The sequence below is a fragment of the Kitasatospora sp. GAS1066B genome (genome assembly GCF_041262605.1).
Classification (GTDB): Bacteria; Actinomycetota; Actinomycetes; order Streptomycetales; family Streptomycetaceae; genus Kitasatospora.
Genome location: NZ_JBGCCO010000013.1, coordinates 190,538 through 207,658, shown reverse-complemented (window position 1 = coordinate 207,658; position 17,121 = coordinate 190,538). Strand labels below are relative to the sequence as shown.

Annotated in this window: 14 protein-coding genes; 11 read left to right on the top strand and 3 right to left on the bottom strand. The window is 72.3% G+C overall.

Annotated features, from left to right (window positions below; genetic code table 11):
* Positions 1-13: 13 nt before the first annotated feature.
* The 11 genes from ABH937_RS17330 to ABH937_RS17280 all read left to right on the top strand — a co-directional run bounded on the left by ABH937_RS17330 (position 14) and on the right by ABH937_RS17280 (position 12,081).
* Positions 14-223: a hypothetical protein gene (locus ABH937_RS17330; RefSeq protein ID WP_280691100.1), complete on the top strand. Its 210-nt coding sequence runs from the start codon at positions 14-16 to the stop codon at positions 221-223.
* Positions 210-1,601: an amidase gene (locus ABH937_RS17325; RefSeq protein ID WP_280691098.1), complete on the top strand. Its 1,392-nt coding sequence runs from the start codon at positions 210-212 to the stop codon at positions 1,599-1,601. Before ABH937_RS17330 ends, ABH937_RS17325 begins: the two co-directional genes overlap by 14 nt.
* A gap of 181 nt (positions 1,602-1,782) precedes the next feature.
* The gene (locus tag ABH937_RS17320; protein WP_280691097.1) at positions 1,783-2,346 is read left to right on the top strand and encodes a TetR/AcrR family transcriptional regulator; all 564 of its coding nucleotides are present in this window, start codon (positions 1,783-1,785) and stop codon (positions 2,344-2,346) included.
* A 141-nt stretch (positions 2,347-2,487) separates the two neighbouring features.
* Positions 2,488-3,093, top strand: a complete 606-nt coding sequence (locus ABH937_RS17315) for a GNAT family N-acetyltransferase (RefSeq protein ID WP_370218694.1) — start codon at positions 2,488-2,490, stop codon at positions 3,091-3,093.
* Between the two features lie 194 nt (positions 3,094-3,287).
* Complete coding sequence (locus ABH937_RS17310; RefSeq protein WP_370218693.1) at positions 3,288-5,417, top strand: hypothetical protein; 2,130 nt, start codon at positions 3,288-3,290, stop codon at positions 5,415-5,417.
* Between the two features lie 171 nt (positions 5,418-5,588).
* Positions 5,589-6,500, top strand: coding sequence for a sugar ABC transporter permease (locus tag ABH937_RS17305; protein ID WP_280691093.1), 912 nt, complete (start codon positions 5,589-5,591; stop codon positions 6,498-6,500).
* Entirely contained in the window at positions 6,497-7,315 is an 819-nt protein-coding gene (locus tag ABH937_RS17300; RefSeq protein WP_370218692.1) for a carbohydrate ABC transporter permease, read from the top strand. Before ABH937_RS17305 ends, ABH937_RS17300 begins: the two co-directional genes overlap by 4 nt.
* 36 nt (positions 7,316-7,351) lie before the next feature.
* Positions 7,352-8,743, top strand: coding sequence for an ABC transporter substrate-binding protein (locus tag ABH937_RS17295; RefSeq protein ID WP_370218691.1), 1,392 nt, complete (start codon positions 7,352-7,354; stop codon positions 8,741-8,743).
* Positions 8,744-8,929: 186 nt separating this feature from the next.
* On the top strand, positions 8,930-10,009 hold the full coding sequence (locus ABH937_RS17290; RefSeq protein ID WP_280691089.1) for a hypothetical protein: 1,080 nt from the start codon (positions 8,930-8,932) through the stop codon (positions 10,007-10,009).
* Positions 10,010-10,265: 256 nt separating this feature from the next.
* Positions 10,266-11,447, top strand: coding sequence for a hypothetical protein (locus tag ABH937_RS17285; protein WP_370145950.1), 1,182 nt, complete (start codon positions 10,266-10,268; stop codon positions 11,445-11,447).
* 151 nt (positions 11,448-11,598) lie between these two features.
* Positions 11,599-12,081 (top strand): rhodanese-like domain-containing protein, encoded by a 483-nt coding sequence (locus ABH937_RS17280; RefSeq protein ID WP_280691088.1) that lies wholly within the window; start codon positions 11,599-11,601, stop codon positions 12,079-12,081.
* A 22-nt stretch (positions 12,082-12,103) separates the two neighbouring features.
* On the opposite strand, the gene ABH937_RS17275 is transcribed toward ABH937_RS17280, so the two are convergent.
* From ABH937_RS17275 to ABH937_RS17265, 3 genes are all read right to left on the bottom strand, one after another.
* Complete coding sequence (locus tag ABH937_RS17275; protein WP_280691087.1) at positions 12,104-13,141, bottom strand: DJ-1/PfpI family protein; 1,038 nt, start codon at positions 13,139-13,141, stop codon at positions 12,104-12,106.
* Positions 13,142-13,392: 251 nt separating this feature from the next.
* Entirely contained in the window at positions 13,393-14,892 is a 1,500-nt protein-coding gene (locus ABH937_RS17270; RefSeq protein ID WP_280691086.1) for an aminopeptidase P family protein, read from the bottom strand.
* Positions 14,893-15,018: 126 nt separating this feature from the next.
* Positions 15,019-16,698 carry a PP2C family protein-serine/threonine phosphatase gene (locus ABH937_RS17265; RefSeq protein WP_280691085.1) on the bottom strand — a complete coding sequence of 560 codons (1,680 nt, stop codon included), beginning with the start codon at positions 16,696-16,698 and terminating at the stop codon, positions 15,019-15,021.
* Positions 16,699-17,121: the final 423 nt, after the last annotated feature.

Sequence of the window (17,121 nt, the reverse complement as noted above, 5' to 3'; positions counted from 1 at the left end):
GAGAGAGAAGTCCATGTCCTGCGCTGAACTCACCCCGCCGGAAGCGGCCCGCTGGGCCGCCCGCACCGGGCTCCCGCTGCCGGCCGACCGCCACGCTGCGGTCGCAGCCACCGCCAACCACATCCACTCCGTCGTCGCGGTCCTGCGGGAGCTGGACTTCGGGGACACCCCGCCCGCCCCCGCCTACCGCGCGGAACAGGAGATGCACGATGCAGCCGTATGAACTGTCCCTGAACGCAGCCGCCGAGGCGATCCGGGCTCGGCAGCTATCCCCCGTCGAGCTGGCTGACTCCGTCCTGGAGCGCGTCGAACAGGTGGACCCGCACCTTCAGGCCTACGTCACCGTCACCGCCGAGCACGCCCGCCGGGCCGCGCGCGAAGCCGAGAACGACATCGCGGCCGGCCACTACCGTGGTCCGCTGCACGGCATCCCGATGGGCCTCAAGGACCTGATCGACGTCGCCGGCGCGGCGACGTCGGCCAGCTCCCGTGTCCGAGCCGACCACCGCGCGCAGGCCGACAGCACCGTCGCCGCACGCCTGTCGGCGGCCGGAGCCATCCTGGTCGGCAAGACCCACACCCACGAGTTCGCCTACGGGCTGACCACCCCGCAGACCAACAACGCCTGGGACACCGGCCGGATCGCCGGCGGCTCCAGCGGCGGATCCTCCGTCGCCGTCGCCGCGGGCACCGCCACCTTCACCCTGGGCACCGACACCGGCGGATCGATCCGGGTGCCCGCCGCGCTGAACGGGGTGGTCGGCTTCAAGCCGACGTACGGCCTCGTCTCCCGCCACGGCATCACGTCCCTGTCCTGGTCACTGGACCACGTAGGCCCGATCACCCGCACCGTTGAGGACGCGGCCCTGGTCCTGACGGCGCTGGTCGGACACGACCCCCGCGATCCCGCCTCCCTGCCCGCACCCGGCACGGACTACCGGCCGGTCGCGGACGCGGACCTGACGGGCCTGCGCGTGGGCGTGCCGCGTACCTACTTCTTCGACCACGTCGATGCGGAGGTGGAAGCCGCCGTACGGCGCGCGATCAACCAGCTCCGGACCCTTGGCGCACGCCTCGTCGACGTCGAGATCCCCATGACCCGCTACATCCAAGCCACTCAGTGGGGCCTGATGGTGCCCGAGGCAACCGCTTACCACGAGCGCACCCTGCGCACGGTCCCCGAGCTGTACCAGGCCGACGTCCGCATCCTCCTCGAGGCCGGCGAACTGATGCCCGCCGGGGACTACCTTCGCGCCCAGCGCGCCCGCACCCTCATGCGGCAGGAATGGGCGCGCATGCTGCAGGACGTCGACCTGGTCGCCGCCCCCACCGTCCCGGCAACCGCGGTCAAGGCCGGCCAGGAGACGATCACCTGGGCCGACGGCACGGTCGAGGGTGTCTCCGACGCCTACGTACGCCTTTCATCCCCTGCCAACATCACCGGGTTGCCGTCCCTGTCGGTACCGGTCGGCCACGATGCGGCGGGTCTGCCGATCGGCATGCAGCTGCTCGGGCGACCGCTTGGAGAGAGCGTGCTCATGCGAGTCGGCCACGCCTACGAGCAGACCCAGCCCGCCCGCGAGCTCGCGCGCGCAGCCTGAACGAGTGCTGCCGGCCCGGCCGAACCATTCCATCCGGGCCGAAGGCGCCGCTCCTCGCAGGCATGCACGAGGTGGCGGTGCGTACACGGCTCGTGGCGAGAAGGTCGTCGAACGAGTGGCCGGTTCGTCGCCCGGAGGTTGGGTTCGCTAGACGCAATGATTTTGCTTTAAGGTGGGTTCTATGAGCAGGCAGATGGTGCGCCCTGGTGGGCGCAGCGCCCGGGTCCAGGCGTCGGTCCACGCCGCCGTACACGAACTCGCGTCGGAGGTGGGCCGGGACGCCCTGACGGTGCCGCTGGTCGCCCAGCGTGCGGGTGTGACGCCGTCGACGGTCTACCGCCGCTGGGGGGACCTGCAGGAGCTGTTGTCGGACGTAGCGGTCAAGCGTCTGCGGCCCGATACCGCGCCGGGGGACCACGGTGCCCTGGCATCCGACCTGACGGCCTGGGCCGAGCAGTTCCTCGACGAGATGGCCCATCCCGCCGGTCGCTCCTACATCCGCGATGCCCTGCTCGGCGACCCGGACGGCAGCAACGCCGGCCAGTGCTCGGCCTACGCCGCCGACCAGATCGACTTCATCCTCACCCGAGCAGCTGAACGTGGGGAGAAGACGCCCGACGTCGAGACGGTCATCGACCGCGTCGTCGGGCCCATGATGTACCGCATCCTCTTCCGTCCGGACGGACTCGACGCCGCGTACGCGCGCCGACTCGTGGCGGAGATCCTCGGCTCGACCGGCCCGTGACCAAGGGGTCGCACCGGCGTGCCCCTCTGGCAGTGCCTCCGATGACCCTGACACGGTGTGAGGGTCAAGCGCCGGCGACACTACGCGAAACGGCCTGACCCCGGCAGGTCGGCCGCGCCGCGCCGGGCCTACGCTCCGAGGATGACCGAGATCACCGAGATCACCGAACCGCTGCGCACCGTCCGCACCGAGCGGCTCGAACTGCGGGCCGTCGGCCTCGACGACCTGGAGCCGCTCTTCGCGATCAACTCCGACCCCGAGGTCTGGCGGCACCGGCCGCAGGGGCGGCACACCGAGATCGGGCAGACCCGGGAGTGGATCGAGCGGGCGGTGGAGGGCTGGGCCGACGGGCTCAGCTACTGGACGGTGCGGCTGCGCGGCCCGGGCGGCGCCGGCGGTGAGAGCGACGGCGGCTCGGGTCCGGTGGTCGGCATCGGCGGCGTGCAGACCCAGGTGGCGCGCGCCCACTGGAACCTCTACTACCGGCTGGCGCCCGCCCACCAGGGCAAGGGCTACGCGACCGAGCTGAGCCGGGCGGCGCTCGCCGCCGCCCGGCAGCACACCCCGCAGCTGCCGGTCTTCGCCTGGATCCACCCCGACAACCCCGGATCCCGCTCGGTGGCCGGGCGGCTCGGGCTGATCGACCACGGGCTGCGGCTGGACCCGATCTACCACGACCTGCTCCACCTCTACGCGGACCGCCCGCAGTCCGAGTGGCCGGCCAGGGCCGTCTTCGCGAACAGCTGAGAATCAGTCAGCCGCCGGCGACCCTTCGCCAGTTCACTACGACTTCACCATCGGACAGCTCCTGCCTCCTGTTGCGTTCAGGGCCGCTGTGGCAGCCTGTGGCACGCACGACGGGGGGCACCGCTGTGCTCCCCGGACGGCGATCTACGCGCGTTCCGTCGCGGGCGCGCGATCGCGCCCAGAGAGGGAGCAGGATGCGCAAGAGCAAGGTGCTGGCCCTGTCGCTCGCGGCCGGGCTGGGGCTCGGGATGATGTCCGCGGGAGCGGCGTCCGCCGCGCCCGACCACCATCGCCCCGGCCAGAGCAGCTGCCAGATCTCGTCCGACGGACGCGATGTGCAGCACGTGATCTACCTGCAGTTCGACAACGTGCACTTCAGCCGGGACAACCCCAACGTGCCCTCCGACCTCGAGCAGATGCCCCACCTGCTCGACTTCCTGGAGAGCAACGGCACGGTGGACGACAACCACCACACGCCGCTGATCGCCCACACCGGGGACGACATCCTGACCTCGATCACCGGTCTGTACGGCGACCGGCAGGGCCAGGCGGTCTCCAACTCGTACCGCTACTACAACCCGAACGGCACCACCAACTCGGCCAGCAGCTTCGCCTACTGGACCGACGGCGTGGCCGACTCCTCGGTGCCGACGCCGGGCGACTCCGCGCCCACCATGGTCGGCCAGGACGGCAAGATGGCGCCGGCGCCATGGGCCGCGTACACCAAGGCCGGCTGCGACTTCGGCTCGGTCTCGATGGCCAACACCGTCCTGGAGAACACCAACGTCGACATCAACAAGGTGTTCGGCGCGAACTCCCCGCAGGCCGCCGAGGCGAAGGCCGACCCGGCCAAGGCGCAGGCGGACTACGTCGGCATCGGCATCCACTGCGCGCAGCAGTCGGCGCTCTGCGCCAAGGGCGGCGCCAGCGCCGACCCGCTGCCGGACGAGCCGGGCGGCTACCAGAACTACCAGGCGCTGTTCGGCGCCAAGAGCGTGGACCCGGCGATCAGCGCGAACGGCGTGGTGAAGAGCACCGCGGGCAAGCCGATCACCGACCCGAACGGCAACCCGGGCTTCCCCGGTTTCGACGCGATGACGGCCGACAACTCGCTCGGCTACGTGGCCCAGATGCAGGAGTCCGGCGTCCCGGTCACCTACGGCTACATCTCCGACGCGCACGACCAGCACGGCGCCGGCGCCGGCGCGTTCGGCCCGGGGGACCCCGGCTACACGGCGCAGTTGAAGTCCTATGACACCGCCTTCGCCAACTTCTTCCAGCGGATCCACCAGGACGGCCTCAACGCGGACAACACCCTCTTCGTGGTGACCGCGGACGAGAACGACCACTTCGTGGGCGGCCGGCCCACCCCGGCGAACTGCGACGGGGTCGAGATCCCGTGCAGCTACAGCCAGATCGGCGAGGTCAACGCCAACGCCCGTGGCCTGCTGGCCACCCAGCAGGGCGTCACCACCCCGTTCCAGGTGCACGCGGACTCCGCGCCGAACTTCTACCTGAACGGCAATCCGAGCCCGAACGCCCCGGTCACCCGGCAGTTCGAGCAGGCCTGGTCCAAGGTGACGGCGGTCAACCCGATCACCGGCAAGACCGACACCGTCTCCAACTACCTGGCCGACCAGGCGGAGCAGAAGATCCTGCACATGCAGACCGGTGACCCGCTGCGGACACCGACCTTCACCTCTTTCGCCAACCCGGACTACTACGTCTACGCGGGCGGCAGCAGCTGCGCCACCGCCGCCTCCTGCGTCGCGCTCGGCCCGGCGTACGCCTGGAACCACGGTGACTTCTCGCCGGACATCAACACCACCTGGCTGGGCCTGGTCGGTCCCGGCGTGCGCAACCTCGGAGTGACCGACGCGGTCTGGTCCGACCACACCGACATCCGGCCCACCATGCTGGCGCTGCTCGGACTCTCCGACCCGTACACCCACGACGGGCGGGTGCTGACCGAGTTCCTCAACCGCTGGGCGCTGCCGCACAACCTGGTCAAGGCCGGTCAGGACTACCAGCGGCTGGCCGCGGCCTACAAGCAACTGGACGCGGGTGTCGGCCGGTTCGCCACCGCCACGCTGCAGGCTTCGACCAAGGGCATCGAGTCCACCAGCCCGGGTGACAGCCGGTACCAGGCGAGCAGCGCGAAGCTGGCCGCGCTGGGCGACCAGCGGGACAAGCTGGCCGGGCAGATCGCCCAGTTGCTGGACCAGGTGGCCTTCGGTCACCAGCGGCTCGGCCACGACCAGGCGCGTGACCTGACGGCGCAGGCCGACCGGCTGGTGAAGCAGGCGCAGGCGCTGGCCTCCTGATCAAGCGTCAGATTCAGATCTCCCGCCCCGGGTTCGCCAGGACCCGGGGCGGAAGGTTCGGGGGAGACTGGTGGTGGGCATGACACATGAGCGTCGCCCAGCGGCCGCCCGGGAGTCATCTCGGCGCGAGACCGTCAGGGTCTGCCCGCGCATCCTGGAGGGGGATTGGGCATGCCGAGACCGCCGTCAACCACCGCGCCCGCCGCACGGCTGGGGGAGCGTGCCCTGGCCTGGGCCTTCCTGCTGCCCTCGCTCGCCGTCTTCGCCGTCTTCCTCGGCTACCCGCTCTACCGCACGTTCTACCTGAGTGCCCACGCCAACGACCTCTTCGGCGCCCCCTCGCGCTATGTCGGACTGCGGCACTACACCGATCTCCTCGGCTCCGCCGAGTTCGGCCGCACGCTGGCCACCACCGCCCTGTTCGTCCTGCTCACCGTGGTCCCCGGGGTGATCGGCGCGCTGCTGCTGGTGCTGCTGCTGGAGAGCCGGATCCGGGGGGTGCGGGTGCTCCGCTCGGCCTTCGCGCTGCCCTTCGCCTTCTCGGTGGCGAGCGCCGCGGTGGTCTTCGGCGTCTTCTACAATCCGGCCACCGGCGTGCTCAACGGCCTGCTGTCGCACCTGGGTTCGGGCCCGGTGCCGTGGCTGACCGACCGGCACCACGCGCTGCTCTCGGTGGCCCTGGCCACCATCTGGCTGAACCTCGGCTACAACGTGCTGGTGCTCTCGGCCGGGATCGGCTCGATCGCTCCCGAGATCACCGAGGCGGCCCGGCTGGACGGCGCGAGCGGCTGGCGGCTGGCCCGCTCGGTGACGGTGCCGCTGCTCGGGCCGCACCTCTTCTTCCTGGTGGTGGTCTCCACCATCAACGCGCTGCAGAGCTTCGGCCAGATCAACATCCTGACCCAGGGCGGCCCGGACGGCGCCACCCGCACCCTCGTCTACTCGGTCTACGAGAAGGCCTTCGCCTACGGCTCCAGCGACTTCGGCGCGGCCAGCGCGCAGGCCGTGGTGCTGCTGGTGGTCGTGCTCGCCTGCACCGCCGTGCAGTTCGGGCTGGTCGAGCGGAGGGTGCACTACTCGTGAGGCGAACCCTCGGCCGGCTGGCCGTCCACCTGCTGCTCGCCCTGGCCGCCGGCACCGTGCTCTTCCCGGTCTACTACGCGGTGGTGGGTGCCTTCATGACACCCGCCGACCTGGCCACGTATCCGCCGGCGCTGATCCCGCACCACCTGACGACGGCGAACTTCGGCGCCGCGGCCCGCTCGGTGCCGCTGCTGCGGCAGTACCTCAACTCGGCGGTGGTGGCGGGCGTGATCACCGCCGCCCAGCTGCTCACCTCGATCCTGGCGGCCTACGCGCTGGTCTTCCTGCCGCTGCGCCGGCCGGCGGCCGTGTTCGGGATCTTCCTGGCCACCCTGATGGTGCCGTGGGAGGCCGTGATCATCCCCAACTACCTGACCATCTCGGGGTGGGGGCTCGGCAACACCTACTTCGGGCTGGTCCTGCCCTTCCTGGCCTCCGGCTTCGGCACCTTCATGCTGCGGCAGTCCTTCCGCCAGTTCCCGGCCGAGCTGCGCGACGCCGCCCGGATCGACGGGGCCGGGCACTGGCGGTTCCTGTGGCGGATCCTGGTGCCGCTCAACAAGCCCTCGCTCGCGGCGATCGCCGTCTACGTCTTCCTGTCGGCCTGGAACCAGTACTTCTGGCCGCTGATCATCACCCGCACCGCGCAGATGCAGACCCTGCAGATCGGGCTGAGCAGCCTGCGCGTCGCGGACTCGGCCGCCCCCGGGCTGATCCTGGCCGGCGTGCTGCTCTCGCTGCTGCCGACGCTGGCCCTGGTGGTCTTCGGGCAGCGCTTCATCGTCCGTGGGCTGACCGCGGGCGCGGTCCGCTGAACGATCGTCAGAACGTCCGTCAGAAGGAGAAGCGACGTGCGCAAGCTGCTGGTAGCGACCGTGGTGGCGGGCCTGGCCCTGACCGCGTGCAGTTCCTCGGGCTCGGCCGGCTCCGCTGGCTCCGGGGGCGGCGGCTCGGCCGCGGCGCCGGGGGCGCAGGCCCTCCAGGACGCCAAAGGCGTCACCACGGTGACCTTCTGGCACTCGATGACCGGCCAGAACGCCGCCGTGCTGAACAGCCTGATCGCCGCCTTCAACCAGGCGCACCAGGGCAAGATCGAGGTCACGGCGCTGTTCCAGGGCACCTATGACGACGCGATCGCCAAGTACAAGGCCGCGGTGCAGCAGAAGGCCACCCCCTCGCTGATGCAGGTCTACGACATCGGCACCCGGTTCATGATCGACTCTCAGCAGACCATCCCGACCCAGGCCTTCGCCGACAAGGACGGCTACTCGCTCGCCGACCTCGAACCGGGGATCCGCAACTACTACACGGCCGGCGGCAAACTCGTCTCGATGCCGTTCAACTCCTCGATGCCCCTGCTCTACCTCAACGCGGACGCCTTCAAGGCGGCCGGGCTCGACCCGAGCCGGACGCCCCGGACGCTGGCCGAACTCGCGGACGACGCGCGGAAACTGACCGTCAAGAACGCGAGTGGCCAGACCACCCAGTACGGTTTCGGCGCCGCGATCTACGGCTGGTTCGTCGAGGAGCTGCTCGCCGAGTCCGGCACCCTCTACTGCGACCAGGGCAACGGGCGGGACGGCAAGGCCGGCAAGGTGGTCTACGACGACGCGCAGGGCGCGCAGGTGTTGCAGTGGTGGGCGGACCTGGTCAAGGGTGGCTACGCGGTGGACCTCGGACCGGTCACGGCGGACGCGCAGGCCGCGTTCAAGTCGGGCCGGATCGCGATGAACCTGGAGTCGACCGGCGTGCTGGGCGCCTACACCCAGGCGGCCAAGTTCAGCGTGGCCACCGCGCCCTACCCGAAGATCGACGCGAGCGACCCGGGCGGTCCGGCGATCGGCGGTGCCTCGCTCTGGATCGACGGTCCCGGGCACTCGGCCGCCGAGCAGCGTGCGGCCTGGGAGTTCGTCAAGTTCCTCAGCGACCCGGCGCAGCAGGCCACTTGGCACGCGGGTACCGGCTACTTCCCGGTCAACAGCAAGGCCCTGGCCGAGCCGGCCGACCAGGCCTGGGTGGCGAAGAACCCGCAGTTCCGGACCGCGATCGACGAGTTGAACGCGACCAGGCCGAGCGCGGCCAACGCGGGCTGCCTGCTGGGTGTGATGCCGCAGGCCCGCAAGGGCGTGGAGACGGCGCTGGAGCAGACGATCAGCGGCTCGAAGTCGGCGCAGCAGGCGCTGGCCGACGCGGCGAAGGCGATCCAGCCGGCCATCGACAGCTACAACAGCTCGGTGGGGTGAGGGTGGAGTCGAGCGGGCAGCCGGCTGAACGTTCGGGGTGAATGCGGGGCGCAGCTCGGGAATTCTGCACTGGGAGCCGAACCCTGGGCCCACGCTTGCGAGTTCGTCCGGTATTCTCCGTCGGACTTCCCCGCGGGCCCAGGGATCTCCATGGGCGCGGCTCTTGATGATGAGGTGCGTACGCCCATGCATCGTTCTCTCGCCCTGGCCGCGATCGGCGCGCTGGCCTGCTCGGCCGTGCTGGCCGGAGCCCCCGCCGTGTTCGCGGCGCCCGGCACGCCGGTGACCAGCCCGGTGCCCGCGGTCTCGGCCGGCGCGTCCGGGGCGCGGCAGGTACAGCTCGACCAGGCGGTGCCGGACGCGGTCCGGCCCGGGCTGCGGGTCGAGGGGCTGCCGAACGAGATCACCGCCGGCGGGCAGCCGACCACCTTCAGCGTCGAGCTGACCAACCGCTCGGCCGGTGACCTGGTCTTCTACCCGGCGGTCAAGGTGAACGACCAGGCAGGCAAGCTCGACAACACCACGCTGCTGCTGGACTACCAGAAGAGTCGCCAGGACTGGGCCGAGAGCACCATCCCGACCTTCATGAACGACGTCCGGCTGCTCGGTCCGGTGGACGGGACCGGGGTGCCGGCGCCGAGCGCGCTGATCTTCGTCAAGGCGGGCAAGTCGGTCTCGATCAAGGTGCGGCTCGGGCTGCCGGACGGCAGCCCGACCGGGCCGGCCTTCGCGCAGTTCATCGCGTACTGGTTGCCGGTGGACGCCGCACCCGACCAGCCCGGTGTGCTGTCCGCGAGCACGCCGTCCTACTTCTGCGTGCTGCCGCCCGGGGACGGCCACCCGACCGGCAGCCCGTCGGCGAGCTCCTCGGCCGCCACGGGCTCGCCGAGCCCGAGCGGCAGCCCGTCGGGCAGCTCGACCGGCAGCCCGTCCAGCTCGGCGTCCGCCGGGGGCGGCACCCCGTCCGCCTCGCACTCGTCGCCCTCCTCCTCGTCGGCCGCGTCCTCCGCGTCCTCCTCGTCGGCCTCGGGCAACACGGTCACCCCGTTCCCGGTGCAGTCGCCGCAGGCCGCCGCCGTGCCGATCGCGGCCGCCGGGGTGCAGCAGGCCAAGGCCGTCGAGGCGGCGGACGAGAAGAGCCTGGCCTTCACCGGCGGTGGCGGCGATGCCACGCCGATCGCCGTCGCGGGTGCTTCGGTGCTCGCCGCCGGGGTCGGCACCCTGGTTCTGCTGCGTCGCCGCAGGGGTGGCGCACGGCACGCCTGACCTGCTGAGTCCGTTGAACGGACCCGTCGTGAGCGCCCCCGGACCCGGTCGAGCGGCCGCTCCGGCCGGTTCGGGGCTCGCTGTGGGTGATGTCACAGCCAACGGGCTGTTCCATCTGATCGCATAGGATGTCCGGCCGAGGGGGCCGGTGCGGGGAAGAGGAACAGAGGTGCGCGGAGCGAGCGCGGACAACAGTGCGAGCGACTACGGGTCGGATACCGGCCGAATCGCAAGCCTGCCTGTCCGCAGACACCACGTGCTCCTGGTCGCTTGGACGGTCATCTGGTTCCTGATGGTCGAGCCCAGTGGCGGGTTCTCCTGGCATTACCTGCGCCAGGGCGAGCAACTGCTCTTCAGCGGCGGCGAGGGCGGCGGTCTCGCCCTGTACGCGCACCACCCGGAGCTCCAGATCGGCCCGGTGAGCCTGGCAGCCGCCCGGCTCTTCGCGCCGTTCCCGGCCCACATCGGCCAGGTGCTGGCCGAGGGGACGATGTCCGTCCTCGGCCTGATCATGCTGGTCCTGGTCGGCCGCACCGCCGCCTGGTACTACCGGGGCACCGGCACCAACCACCGTCGGCTCCAGCAGCGGATCCTGATCGCGGGCCTGGCCTTCATCCCGATGTGGGTGGAGGTCTCGGTCCGCTTCGCGCACATGGACGACGTGCTGGCGCTCTTCTTCACCATGCTCGCCGTGCACGCGCTGGTCCGGAACAAACCCGCCGCCGTGGGCATCTACCTGGCGCTGGCGGTGGACTCCAAGCCGTGGGCGATCTCCTTCCTCCCGCTGATCCTGGCGCTGCCCCGGCCGGACTGGAAGCGCTCCTTCCTCTGGTGCGTCGGGCTGATCGCGATCGCCTGGCTGCCGTTCTACCTGAGCAACCTGGGCTCGCTGTCGGCCGCCAAGTTCACCATCCCCAACCAGCCGGCCTCCTCGCTGCGCTGGCTGGGCGTCTCCGACCCGTCCACTCCCTGGTGGGACCGCCCCGCGCAGTTCGCCGTCGGGATGGGCCTGGGCACCCTGGCGGTGCGGCGCGGGCGCTGGCCGGCCGTGGTGCTGGTCGGCGCGAACGCCCGGATCCTGCTGGACCCGAGCGTGTACACGTACTACACGGCCTCGATCCTGCTCGGCACCCTGCTCTGGGACGCGGTCGGCCAGCGCCGCCTGGTGCCCTGGTGGAGCTGGATCGCGCTGGCTTCGCTGTACGGCGGCACGCTGCTGATCCCCTCGGACTCGACCAAGGGCATGATCCGGCTGGCCTTCGTGGTGATCTCCACCGCCTACGTGCTGCTCTGGCCGACCAAGAAGCCGCGCCGGGGCCGTGGCAGTGCCCGCGGCGGCGGGAGCCGGGGCAGCGGTGGGCGCCGGGCCAAGAGCCGGGGCACCATCCCGCGGCAGACCGGCGGCGAGGTCCGTACCCCCGCCACCATGGGTGGCTGAACCGAGCCGTACCCGCGCGGGGTACTGAGGCGACCGACGGCACTGGCGGGATCTTGGCGGTCGTAGTCGTCCGCGCCACTGTCGGTGGCCGGGGCCCGGGGCGGAGGATCTTCCCACAGCCCGGTAATCCCCCACCGCCAAGGAGTCGACGATGACCGCCGCCGCCACGACCACGGCCGCCACCTCGCCCGCCACCTCGCCCGTCACCGAGATCCCGGCCCTCGCGCCGGAGCGCGCCTTCGCCTTCTTCGCCGAGCGCCTCGGCTGCCAGGCCGACCCGGCCGACGTCTGGTACGCGCTGCGCGACGGCAGGCAGGACTTCACCATCGTCGACGTCCGGATCGAGGGCGCCCACCGCAGGACCCACCTGCCCGGCGCGATCAGCCTCCCGCTGGCCGAGATCACCCCCGAGCGGGTCGCCGAGCTGCCCCCGGGCCTGCTGGTGGTCTACTGCTGGGGCCCGGCCTGCAACGGCTCCACCAAAGGCGCGATGAAGCTCGCCGCGCTCGGTCGCGAGGTCAAGGAGATGATCGGCGGCCTGGAGTACTGGATCCGCGAGGGCTGGCCGACCGAGGGCCGCCGCCCCGTCGACCCGAAGACCGCCACCCCCGCCGACCTCGGCCTGGTCTGCTGAGGCCCGGATCCCGAGCCGCGCCCTAGGCCGCCCCGGTGCCGAAGGAGCGCCGGTAGGCGGTCGGCGAGGTGCGCATGGTGCGGCTGAAGTGGTGCCGGTAGGTCGCCGCGCTCTCGAAGCCGACCGCCGCGGCGATCTCCTCCACCCTCCCGTCCAGCGACTCCAGCAGCGGCAGGCTGGCCGCGATGCGCTGGGTGATCACCCAGCGCATCGGGCTGCTCCCGTTGCGCGCGGTGAAGTGCCGCAGGTACGAACGGTCGGACATCCGGGCCGCCCGGGCCAGCAGCGAGACGGTCAGCGGTGAGCCGAGGTGGTCCAGCGCCCACCGCATGCTGCGCGCGATCCCGTCCTCCTGCTCGGCCACCGGCTGGACCGCGGCCTCGATGAACTGCGCCTGCCCGCCGTCCCGGTGCGGCGACACCACGAACCGCCGGGCCACCGTGTTGGCCACCTTGGCGCCGTGGTCGGTGCGCACCAGGTGCAGGCAGAGGTCGATGCCGGCCGCGCTGCCGGCGCTGGTCAGCAGGTCGCCGTGGTCCACGTAGAGCACGTCCGGCTTGACCCGCACCGCCGGGTACCGCTGCTGCAGCAGCTCGGCGTACCGCCAGTGGGTGGTGGCCTCCCGGCCGTCCAACAGCCCGGCGGCGGCCAGCGCGAAGGCACCCGAGCAGATCGAGACGATCCGGGCCCCGCGCTCGTGCGCCGTGCGCACCGCGGCGACCAGCTCCGGTGAGACCTCCCCGCTGAACGCGTTGGCCACCCCGATCACGATCACCGTGTCGGCCGCCGCCAGCTCCGCCAGCCCGTGCCGCGCCGTCAGCGAGAACCCGCCGACCGCCTCGAGCGGCGTCCCGGGCCGGTCCGCGCACACCTTGAGCCCGTACCAGGGCGCGGCCAGCAGCCCCGCCAGCTCGGGCCGGGCCAGCCCGAAGACCTCCACCACCACCCCGAGCTCGAACGGCGCCATCCCGTCGAAGACGTACACCCCCACGGTGTGCACCGGCTCGGGGCGCCGCCCGATCGCCACGTCCACCGGCCGCGATGTCCCTCGCTCGGTCATGGACCCCCCTGTGCACGTGGCGAAACCGCTTGCGAGTGTAGTGCGCGGCCGGCTGACGGAGGATCATCTCCGGGCCCGGCCGAGCGCCGCCGACCGATCGGTGACCGACGCTGCAAGAAGCGGCTCGACCCTGGCGCGCGGCTGACCCGGAGCTGCCGTTTCACCCCGGACCCGGTCGACCCCGGCGAGATACGCGTGGGGCCCGCACCGGTCGGCCGGTGCGGGCCCCACGCAGGTCGTTCCCGGCCGGATCAGCCGCTCAGCGAAGCCATCCAGGCCTCCACCGCGTCCGCCGTGCGCGGCAGCGCGGCGGAGAGGTTCTCGTTGCCGTCGGCGGTCACCAGGATGTCGTCCTCGATCCGCACCCCGATGCCCCGGTACTCCTGCGGCACCGTCAGGTCGTCCTGCTGGAAGTACAGGCCGGGCTCCACGGTCAGGCAGACGCCCGGCTCCAGCAGCGCCTCCACGTAGGACTCGCGGCGTGCGTGGGCGCAGTCGTGCACGTCCAGGCCGAGCATGTGGCCGGTGCCGTGCAGGGTCCAGCGGCGCTGCAGGCCCAGTTCCAGGACCTTCTCGACGTCGTAGAGCGAGGCGTCCAGCAGGCCCCAGGCGAGCAGGTGCTCGGCCAGCACGCGCTGGGCGGCGTCGTGGAAGTCACGGAACCGGGCGCCCGGCTTGACGGCCGCGATGCCGGCCTCCTGGGCCTCGTACACGGCGTCGTAGATCTTGCGCTGCAGCGGCGAGAAGGTCCCGCTGATCGGCAGCGTGCGGGTGACGTCGGCGGTGTAGAGGGTGGTGGTCTCCACGCCGGCGTCCAGCAGCAGCAGTTCGCCGGGGCGGACCTCGCCGTCGTTGCGGACCCAGTGCAGGGTGGTGGCGTGCGGGCCGGCGGCGGCGATCGAGCCGTAGCCGACGTCGTTGCCCTCGACCCGGGCGCGGCGCCAGAAGGTGCCCTCGATCCAGCGCTCGGAGGTGGCCACGGCCTGGCTCAACTCCCGCACCACGTCGGTGAATCCGTTGACCGTGGCGGTGCAGGCGGCGCGCAGCTGTCCGATCTCCCAGTCGTCCTTGACCACCCGCAGGCCGCTGAGGAAGACCCTCAGCTCCTCGTCGCCCTCCTCGGTGCTGGTGACCGCGGCCTCCAGGGTCGCGTCGTAGCCGCGCACGATCCGGGTGGGGACCGAGGCGTCGGCCGCAGCGAGCTCCTCGGCGACCTTGCGCACGTCCCGGGTGGGCAGGCCGAGCAGCTGCGCGGCCTCGGTCAGGCTGTTGCGGCGGCCGACCCAGAGCTCGCCCTGGCCGTCCAGCCAGAACTCGCCGTTCTCCCGGTTGGAGCGCGGCAGCAGGTAGAGGGCCTGGTCGTGGCCGCCCTCGGCACGCGGCTCGAGGACCAGCACGGCGTCCTCGCTCTGGTCGCCGGTCAGGTGCACGTACTCGCTGGCGGCGCGGAAGGAGTACTCGGTGTCGTTGGCGCGGGTCCGCAGGTTGCCGGCCGGGATCACCAGGCGCTGACCGGGGAAGGCGGCCGAGAGCGCGGCGCGCCGGGCGGCGGTCCGGGAGGCCTGCTCGATCGGGGCGAGCCCGCGCAGCTCGGTGTCGGCCCAGCCGGACTTCATCGACTCGGCCAGCTCGTCGGAGACCTCGCCGTACAGGCCGTTCTTCCGACCCTTGATCGGCTGCTCCACCGACTCCTCCTCGGTGCCGGCCCCCTCGGGGTTGTCCGCCGTTGCCGGGGTGCGGTCCTCGGTCACGCTCGTCGCCTCCTCGCAAGTCACTCCGCCCCGGCGTGTCGGATCGCGACACGTGCCGGGCGGCTGTGGCTCCCATGGTACGGATGACCTGCCGCGCCACCCCCCCCGGTGGCTCCGCCCGCCCCGCTACTCGAAGCGCGCCGCGAGCAGCACCAGGTCGTCGGTGGCCTCGCCGGGGCCGTCGGCGCAGCAGTCCAGCAGGTGCGCGCAGAGCCGCTCCGGGTCGTGCCGCACCTCGCGCGGGGCGTCGGCGGCGGCCTTGCGCAGCCGCGCCTGGCCGGCGTGCAGGGTGGCGCCGCAGCGGCGGGCCAGGCCCTCGGTGTAGAGCAGCAGCAGGTCGCCGCGCTCGGCGTTCAGCTCCACGCCGGGGGCCTCCCAGCAGCTGAGCATGCCGAGCGGGGCGGAGAGCGAGGTCTCGACGAAGTTGGCGCCGTAGCGGGTGACCAGCAGCGGCGGGCAGTGGCCCGCGCCGGCCAGGGTGATCCGGCGTTCCACGGGGTCGAGGCAGGCGTAGACGGCGGTGGCGGTGCGAGCCGGCTCGCAGGCCTTGAGCAGCAGCTCCAGGTCGCCGAGCACGGCCACCGGGTCCTCGCCCTCCAGCACGGCGTAGGCGCGCAGCGCGGCCCGCAGCCGGCCCATCGCGCTGGCCGCGCCGGTGGCGGAGGCGGGACCGGCGCCCGGCCCGTCACCGGAGACCGAGCCGACGGTCAGTCCGATCGAGCCGTCCGGCAGCGCGATCGCGTCGTACCAGTCGCTGCCGGACGCGTGCTCCAGGCCGGCCGGCAGCCAGCGGGCGGCCAGTCGCAGCCCGGGCAGGTAGGGCAGGTGGTCGGGCAGCAGGCCGCGGCGCAGTGCCTCGGTGGCCCGTCGGCCGCGCTCGGCGGCCAGCCGGCCGGCCAGCAGCGGGGCCGCGAAGGCGAGGTAGCTGCGGGCCAACTCCTGTTGCAGCTCGGTGGGTTGGCCGGCGGTCGGGTAGAACCAGACGGCGGCGGCGAGCGGGCCGTCCTGTTCGGTGGCGACCGGCAGCGCGAAGCAGGCGCCGAGGCCGAGGTCGGCGGCCACCTCGCGGAACCGGGGGGCCACCTCGGGGACCGTGGCGGTCAGGTCGCGGTGCAGCAGCTGGCGCGGGCGGCCGGTGGTGCGCAGCAGGCCGGCGAACGGGCCGTGGTCGACCGGGACGGTCTCCAACGCGCCGATCGCGCAGTGGTCCAGCGCCAGGCCCACCATCGGGCCGTGGCCCGCGTGGTCCTGCCAGGCGGCTCCGGCCGGGCCGCGAACAGCGGCTGGGCTCAGCGAGTCGGCGGCTGGGGTCGGCCGGTCGGCGGGCGGCCGGCTCTCGCCGCCCTCCCTGGCCACCGGGACGAGCAGCGCGCGGCGGGCGCCGAGCAGGTCGCCGCCGGAGTCGAGCAGGGTGGCCAGCGTGGCGGCCAGTCCGCGGGCCCTGGCCAGCCGCTCGGTGTGCCGGTGCAGCTGCTCCAGCGCCGCGAGCCGTTCCGGGGGCGGCAGTTGGTCCAGCAGGCTGCCCGGCTCGCCGGGCACCTCACCGGCCGGCACGCCGAGCGCGCGGCCGGCCGGTGGGTCGGGCAGCTCGCCGGATGCGTCGCCGGACGATCCGCCCGGCGCCTCGGCGGCCCGGCTGGACTGGGCTCCGGGGACGGCGGGTTGCGGCAGGTCGAGCAGCGTGGCGAGGCTGCCGAGCGAGGGTGGCGGCCCGTCTCCGCCCCCCGGGCTCTCGGCCGGGTCCGACGATCCACCGCTCGTGCCGCCACTCGTGCCGGCCGCGCCGGACGGACGCTTGTCACTCATGTCGCGACTCCCAGCGCTGTGGCCATACCGCACAAAGGCCTGCCAAACCACTCCAATGCCCCACTTCTACACAGGACGTTCTACACAGGACGATCGGGCGTGTCCAGGATCGGGGCCCGTCGGATGGCTGGTTCTACGCCGTGCGTGGACGGCACCGTCAGCGGGCAGAAGCTGTCCAGAGGTTGCCGGACCCTGCCCGGAGCGTAGGGATCCCCCCGCCCGGTAACCGGTCTGACCAGATGTCACTCACTCGTACGGTGGAACCAGAGGCCGCCGAAGGGCGTCCATCTGGTCGCATGAGGGATTCTCGTTCCAGGGACGCACCCGAGGCCTGCCCGGGTCGGCGTCCCGTCGCGCATGACGCCGAGCACATCCTGCGGCTCCCCGGCCGCGCCAGCTGTTCAGCCGGTTCGGTGGCTGCCG

What these genes read in the sequence shown, in the direction of transcription:
- ABH937_RS17280 (WP_280691088.1), top strand. Translation starts at nt 11,599, where the DNA reads ATGACCGCCGCCGCCACGACCACGGCCGCCACCTCGCCCGCCACCTCG.
- ABH937_RS17325 (WP_280691098.1), top strand. Translation starts at nt 210, where the DNA reads ATGCAGCCGTATGAACTGTCCCTGAACGCAGCCGCCGAGGCGATCCGG.
- ABH937_RS17265 (WP_280691085.1), bottom strand. Translation starts at nt 16,698, where the DNA reads ATGAGTGACAAGCGTCCGTCCGGCGCGGCCGGCACGAGTGGCGGCACG.
- ABH937_RS17305 (WP_280691093.1), top strand. Translation starts at nt 5,589, where the DNA reads ATGCCGAGACCGCCGTCAACCACCGCGCCCGCCGCACGGCTGGGGGAG.
- ABH937_RS17315 (WP_370218694.1), top strand. Translation starts at nt 2,488, where the DNA reads ATGACCGAGATCACCGAGATCACCGAACCGCTGCGCACCGTCCGCACC.
- ABH937_RS17320 (WP_280691097.1), top strand. Translation starts at nt 1,783, where the DNA reads ATGAGCAGGCAGATGGTGCGCCCTGGTGGGCGCAGCGCCCGGGTCCAG.
- ABH937_RS17310 (WP_370218693.1), top strand. Translation starts at nt 3,288, where the DNA reads ATGCGCAAGAGCAAGGTGCTGGCCCTGTCGCTCGCGGCCGGGCTGGGG.
- ABH937_RS17290 (WP_280691089.1), top strand. Translation starts at nt 8,930, where the DNA reads ATGCATCGTTCTCTCGCCCTGGCCGCGATCGGCGCGCTGGCCTGCTCG.
- ABH937_RS17330 (WP_280691100.1), top strand. Translation starts at nt 14, where the DNA reads ATGTCCTGCGCTGAACTCACCCCGCCGGAAGCGGCCCGCTGGGCCGCC.
- ABH937_RS17275 (WP_280691087.1), bottom strand. Translation starts at nt 13,141, where the DNA reads ATGACCGAGCGAGGGACATCGCGGCCGGTGGACGTGGCGATCGGGCGG.